We start from the raw sequence: 6,669 nt of genomic DNA on the forward strand, positions 1-6,669 counted from the left end.
GTATAGATTCATGGGATACATATAAAGACTGTCAAACATAACCGTCATCGGCATTAGAAATATGACAGATTGTCAGCATTCAGAGATTGGCATCTATTTTGTACATCGAATTGCAGTTGTTTTGCACAACTGCAATTCGATAAAGATTTTACTAATAATAAAAAACATAACAGATATGCAGAAAGGTAATATCGGGGTTACTACAGAAAACATATTCCCCATCATAAAGAAATTCTTATACAGCGACCATGAAATTTTCTTGCGCGAACTTGTTTCAAACGCTGTTGACGCAACACAGAAGTTGAAAACCCTTGCCTCGAAAGGAGAATTCAATGGTGAATTGGGAGACCTTACCATTAGAGTAAAAGCAGAGAACGATACTATCGTTATCTCCGACCGCGGACTTGGTCTTACTGCCGAAGAAATAGACAAATATATCAACCAGATTGCATTTTCAGGTGCAAATGACTTCCTAGCCAAATATAAAGACGATGCAAACGCAATCATCGGTCACTTCGGTTTAGGTTTCTATTCAGCTTTCATGGTAGCAAAGAAGGTGGAAATCGTAACCAAATCATATCAGGAAGGTGCTCAGGCAGTGAAATGGACTTGCGACGGAAGTCCTGAGTTCACTCTTGAGGAAACTGAAAAGGCAGACCGTGGTACTGACATCATACTTTACGTAGATGACGACTGTAAGGAATTCCTTGAAGAAAACCGTCTGAAAGGTTTATTGAACAAATATTGCCGCTTCCTGGCTGTACCAGTGGCATTCGGAAAGAAAAAAGAATGGAAAGACGGCAAGCAGGTAGATACTGACGAAGACAACATCATAAACGACACTTGCCCTATCTGGACAAAGAAACCAAGCGAACTTAAGGATGAGGACTACAAGAAGTTCTACAGAGACCTCTACCCTATGTCGGACGAACCTCTGTTCTGGATTCATCTGAATGTGGACTATCCGTTCAATCTGACAGGTGTGCTCTACTTCCCGAAAATAAAGAGCAACATCGACTTGCAGAAAAACAAGATACAGTTGTACTGCAACCAGGTGTATGTAACAGATTCGGTAGAAGGTATCGTACCTGACTTCCTGACATTGCTCCACGGTGTAATCGACTCTCCGGATATTCCGCTTAACGTATCACGTTCATACCTCCAGAGTGACTCTAATGTAAAGAAAATCTCTACATATATCACAAAGAAAGTAGCAGACAGACTTCAGTCTATCTTCAAGAACGACCGTAAGGAATTTGAAAACAAATGGGACGACCTGAAGATTTTCATCAACTACGGAATGCTGACTCAGGAAGATTTCTATTCTAAAGCAGATAAATTCGCTCTGTTCAAAGATACTGAAGGCAAATATTATACTCAGGAAGAATACAAGACTCTTATCAGCGGAAACCAGACTGACAAAGATGGTAATCTGATTTACCTCTATGCAAACAATCGCGACGAACAGTACGCATACATTGATGCAGCCGTAAACAAAGGTTATAACGTACTGATGATGGACGGACAGCTCGATGTTCCAATGATAAACATGCTGGAACAGAAACTGGAGAAAAGCCGCTTCACACGTGTTGACAGCGACGTTATCGACCGTCTGATTGTAAAAGACGAACAGAAAGGCGAAGAGCTGAAAGAAGACAAGCGCAATTTGCTTTCTACAGTATTCAGCGGACAGCTGCCTAAACTGCAGAAAACAGAGTTCCACGTAGAGGCTCAGGCTATGGGAGAAAACGCTTCACCGGTAATCATCACTCAGGCTGAATATATGCGCCGTATGAAAGAAATGGCAAACATACAGCCGGGAATGAGTTTCTACGGAGAAATGCCTGACATGTACAGCCTTGTTCTGAACAGCGACCATAAGCTTATAAAACAGGTTCTTAGTGAAACAGAAACTGCATGTGCTGAAAAGCTTGTTCCTGTAGAATCTGAAATAGCTATACTGTCACTCAGAGAAAGTGAACTCCGTAAAGCTCACGAAGGCAAGAAAGACGAAGAAATCCCTGTTGCCGAAAAAGACGAGCTGAAAGATGTTGAGAAGAAACTTGATGAACAGAAAAATCAGAAGAACAGCATTTTGAACGAATATGCGGCCGGAAACAAAGTTGTGCATCAGCTTATAGACCTGGCATTACTACAGAACGGAATGCTGAAAGGTGAAGCTCTTACTAACTTTGTAAAGAGAAGCATCGAAATGATTTAAAGATAATAATTAATTATTCATAGATATAGGGCAATGTCACTCTGAAAACCAGACGATATTGCCCTTATTTTTTTAATAGCATCAAGAAAATTAACAGATAAAAGAAAAAAACATCATTAAATTAGATACAGATATAAATTTTGACTATCTTTGGTAACCTGACAATCACAAAGCTCAAATAAACTGTATGAAAAAAGCATTTGTACTGATATTATCCTTTATTTTTTACATGATATTCCCTTCTAGTGCCCAAAAAGTAGGTCTTGTGCTGAGTGGTGGCGGTGCAAAAGGAATGACACATATAGGGATAATACGTGCATTGGAAGAAAACAACATCCCAATAGACTATATCACCGGAACATCAATGGGAGCAATAGTAGGATCACTATATGCAATGGGATATTCGCCCGATGATATGGAAAAAATGCTGAAGTCACCTGATTTTAAGAAATGGTACTCATCAGGTGGAATAGAAGAAGAGTATATGTATTACTTCAAGATGAATCCCACTACTCCTGAATTCATCAATATCCAACTTTCAAAAATGAAGATGGCAAAGAAAGTGAAAACCAGATTCCTGCCATCAAGTGTAGTCGACCCTATGCACATGAACATTGTGTTTGTGGAATTATATGCACAGGCAACAGCAAAATGCAGGGGAAATTTCGACCAGCTGTTTGTACCATTCAGATGTGTTGCGTCAGACGTATACAACAAAAGACCTCTTATAATGAGCAATGGAGATTTGGGAGACGCAGTAAGGGCATCAATGAGCTTTCCAGGAATGTTTAAACCAATCGAAATTGATTCGGTTTTGGCATACGACGGAGGTATATATGACAATTTCCCTGTTTCGACAATGATTAAGGACTTTAACCCGGATATAATTATAGGAAGCGTTGTAAGTTCCAATCCGAGTAAGCCTAAAGAAGGAGACATCATGAGCCAGCTGGAAAATATGATTATGCAAAAAACAGATTACTCAATCCCAGACTCACTAGGTATCATGATGACTTTTAAGTATACCGATGTCGGACTCATGGATTTTGACAGATATGATGAACTTCACGATATCGGATACAACCGTACCATACAGATTATGGACTCAATCAAACAAAGGATTTCAAGAAGAACCAGTTATAGGATTCTTGAAAGGAAACGTATTGACTTCAAAAGAGACATGCCTGAACTTAAATTCAGGAAGATTATAATTCACGGAACAAACGAACAACAGAAAAAATACATAATGAGAGGTTTTCATGCAAATGATAATGATATTTTCTCACTTGAAGACCTCAGAAGAGGATATTTCCGGCTGTTATCAGACAACATGATTACCGAGATTATCCCTCATGCTGTATATGATTATATAGACAACACTTTTACACTTGTACTAAATGTTAAAATAGCAGAAGACATATCAGTCAGGATAGGTGGAAATGTAGGTTCTAACGGAGCCAACCAGATATATTTAGGTGCATCATATCATAACCTGGGACAATATTCCAAAGAATTTGCACTGGAAGGTCAATTAGGACAGATATACAACAATCTCCAAGTTACCGGAAGAATTGATTTGCCAACAGAGGTCCCTACTTCATATAAGATGGTATTATCATTATCATCGTTCGACTATCAAGGACAGACAAAAAATTTCATAAACCAAATTAATAGCCCTGTTTTCAATAAAAAAGATGAAAAATTCATTAAGGCATACATAAATATGCCTTTCCTAAGTAAGCATAAAGCAGAGTTCGGATTAGGAGCTGCAACGCTTACTGACCAGTATTTCCAAACAAACGTAATAGATTTCACGAATAGTGCCAGAGATAAAAGTAGCTACAATATACTTGGAGGCTCTGTTGCACTTGAGGGAAATACACTTGATAGTAAACTTTATTCCGTAAGCGGTAAAAAGGAAAGACTTGCAGCTAACATATATTTGGGGAATGAAAAGTTCCGTCAGGGAATGGGTACGGACCCATATAACGGAGAATTCGAATATACACAAGCCTGGCTTCAGATTTCATACGAACTTGAAAAATATTTCCGTATCAGTAGAAAAGTATCTTTAGGTTCATACCTGCATGCCTATTACTCCTCACGTAATTTCAGTAATAATTACCGTGCAACTATGATGCAGGCAGGCGAATTCTCACCAACTACCCATAGCAAGATAACCTATAATGAAGCTTTCAGGGCAAACCAATTTGCAGGAGTAGGACTTATTCCGATATACAAATTCAACAGTATGATACAAGCAAGGCTAGGTATATACGGTTTTGTTCCGTTCTTCCCTATAAATTGCAACGAACTTAATAAAGCAACTTACGGCAAAATGTTCAGCAAATTCGAATATTTAGGCGATTTGTCAGTAGTAGTCCGACTTCCTTTTGGATCGGTTAGTGCATACCTGAATTATTACAGTTCTCCAGGTAAAAACTGGAATGCAGGAATATCACTTGGATGGCAAATCTTTGGAGAAAGGTTCATGCAATAGAAACTTTTTACAAAACACTAAAAAAGTTACCCCAAAAGCTTGCATAGAAAAAAAATTATCCATACCTTTGCACCCGTTAAGAAAAAAGAGATGGCCGCGTAGCTCAACTGAATAGAGTAGCTGACTACGGATCAGCCGGTTACAGGTTTGAATCCTGTCGCGGTCACTCCTACTTGACTTAATGGATTATGTATGAATGGCCGCGTAGCTCAACTGAATAGAGTAGCTGACTACGGATCAGCCGGTTACAGGTTTGAATCCTGTCGCGGTCACTCTACTTGACTTAATGGATTATGTATGAATGGCCGCGTAGCTCAACTGAATAGAGTAGCTGACTACGGATCAGCCGGTTACAGGTTTGAATCCTGTCGCGGTCACAAAAAAGAGATGATGAATTTTATTCACCATCTCTTTTTTTATACTTGAATGTCATTTAATGACAAGAATAGGTGTCCTGGAGTGAAATATCATCTTCTTGGCTATACTTGGATTGAACAGACGTGCAAAAACATTACGTTTATAATTCGACACGCACAACACATCTATATCCTCTCTCCTGACATAATCGTCTAGATTATTAAAGAAACTGTCATCCGTCACAAGACTATAGTTAATATTCAGATTAGGATATTGTTTGTGGAAATATTCTTTTATACCGGACAGTTTGATTTCGTTCCACGTTCTTCTTTCTTCATTTGAATTAATATGGATAAAATAAATCTCAAAGTTATAATCCTTGAATGTAGTGATAAGGGAATCGAATGCAATAAGATCACGCTGATCAAAATTAGTTATAAAAGCAACCTTATGGATTTCCTTGAAATTAGTGAGTTTCGCTTCTTCCGGTATGGAATAAACAAATACAGGACTACGTTCTATAACTTCAGCTGTAACACTACCCATAAGTCCATAATCTGTCATGTTCTCTCCACGCGTTCCCATTACAATCATCAATGGCGATTCTTCACGAGCAAACGACAGGATTTCCTCCTCTGGAATTCCTTCACGAAGCAAACAAGTGTATTTCACTGTAGGCAGTTCTCCATCAGCCATCATTTTGTCTATCGAGTCTGTCAGTTCTTTCAAACGGTTATGTACGTTATCCAACATACTTTTTATTCCCAGTTCTGCTTCGTAAGGCATACCATATCCCTCGGTTGCATACTGCAAGCTAGGCATATATACAGGGCTGAAATAAACATGCATCAACACAACTTCTACTTTAATCTGTGCGGCAAAGTTCAGGCCGAACTTACAAGCCTTAAGTGAATTAGCCGAGAAATCTACAGGCACAAGAATTATCGGTTTTTTGCGTTCTTTATCCGTATCTTTCACATGTTCTTTAACAATGTCTTCTGCCAGCCATGCTGAACTTTCAATTATGCTAAGAGCACGCGGCAGATCACTCTCCTTAATACGTATTCTCACTCCTGAGGATATTACAGGCTGTATAAGATTCACATTGTGTATATAGGCCTCAATACCTTCATTCTCCAATACATTCTTCAGTATCTGGGCTTTAGAATAAGTCAAGATAGCTAAGGTAACAAGTTTTTCTTCTTCCATATTTTAGAGATTTACAGTTAATAATCAAGGTAAACCTGAAGCGAAATATAATTCGATTATAAACAATAATAGCTATAATAGTTATCCCACATTGGGTTCAATATAACTATTATAGCTATTAAATAAAAAAATTATTTTTCAGAAGCTTCCCTAAGGATATCTAACGCTTTGTCCAGAACAACAGTATCATCAAGCATCACTAATCCCCCATCAGGACCAGGCTCCAAATGTATTCCTACACATTTTCCATCCTTAAAATTCTGACCGCCAAAAAAATTTCTTACTGTTTCTACAGATATATTTAATTCATCGGCAATACGATGCATACTTCCTTCCGGTAAAGAATCTTTTATATTTCTCAATTCGTTAAATGTAATTGTCC

General features: G+C 38.3%; 4 protein-coding genes and 3 tRNA genes. 5 read left to right on the forward strand and 2 right to left on the reverse strand.

What is annotated here, in order from left to right; all coding sequences use genetic code 11:
• Nucleotides 1-175: 175 nt before the first annotated feature.
• From htpG to I6E24_RS14835, 5 genes are all read left to right on the forward strand, one after another.
• The gene (gene htpG / locus I6E24_RS14815) at nucleotides 176-2,221 is read left to right on the forward strand and encodes a molecular chaperone HtpG (protein ID WP_235329344.1); all 2,046 of its coding nucleotides are present in this window, start codon (nucleotides 176-178) and stop codon (nucleotides 2,219-2,221) included.
• Between the two features lie 187 nt (nucleotides 2,222-2,408).
• Nucleotides 2,409-4,721: a patatin-like phospholipase family protein gene (locus tag I6E24_RS14820; RefSeq protein ID WP_235329346.1), complete on the forward strand. Its 2,313-nt coding sequence runs from the start codon at nucleotides 2,409-2,411 to the stop codon at nucleotides 4,719-4,721.
• A 92-nt stretch (nucleotides 4,722-4,813) separates the two neighbouring features.
• Nucleotides 4,814-4,887, forward strand: a tRNA-Arg gene (locus I6E24_RS14825).
• Nucleotides 4,888-4,919: 32 nt separating this feature from the next.
• Nucleotides 4,920-4,993, forward strand: a tRNA-Arg gene (locus I6E24_RS14830).
• Nucleotides 4,994-5,024: 31 nt separating this feature from the next.
• Nucleotides 5,025-5,098 (forward strand) — tRNA-Arg (locus I6E24_RS14835).
• 52 nt (nucleotides 5,099-5,150) lie between these two features.
• Here the strand turns inward: I6E24_RS14835 and I6E24_RS14840 are convergent.
• Both I6E24_RS14840 and I6E24_RS14845 read right to left on the reverse strand, forming a co-directional pair.
• Nucleotides 5,151-6,287 (reverse strand): universal stress protein, encoded by a 1,137-nt coding sequence (locus tag I6E24_RS14840; RefSeq protein WP_235329348.1) that lies wholly within the window; start codon nucleotides 6,285-6,287, stop codon nucleotides 5,151-5,153.
• Between the two features lie 131 nt (nucleotides 6,288-6,418).
• A partial coding sequence (locus I6E24_RS14845; RefSeq protein WP_235329350.1) for a DNA-binding protein occupies nucleotides 6,419-6,669 on the reverse strand: 251 nt, incomplete at its 5' end.

The sequence above is a fragment of the Bacteroides caecigallinarum genome, assembly GCF_021530995.1.
Lineage (GTDB): Bacteria > Bacteroidota > Bacteroidia > Bacteroidales > Bacteroidaceae > Phocaeicola > Phocaeicola faecigallinarum.

Bases quoted from the DNA above. Each gene is read 5' to 3' on its own strand.
- htpG (WP_235329344.1), top strand. From the start codon at position 176: ATGCAGAAAGGTAATATCGGGGTTACTACAGAAAACATATTCCCCATC.
- I6E24_RS14820 (WP_235329346.1), top strand. From the start codon at position 2,409: ATGAAAAAAGCATTTGTACTGATATTATCCTTTATTTTTTACATGATA.
- I6E24_RS14840 (WP_235329348.1), bottom strand. From the start codon at position 6,287: ATGGAAGAAGAAAAACTTGTTACCTTAGCTATCTTGACTTATTCTAAA.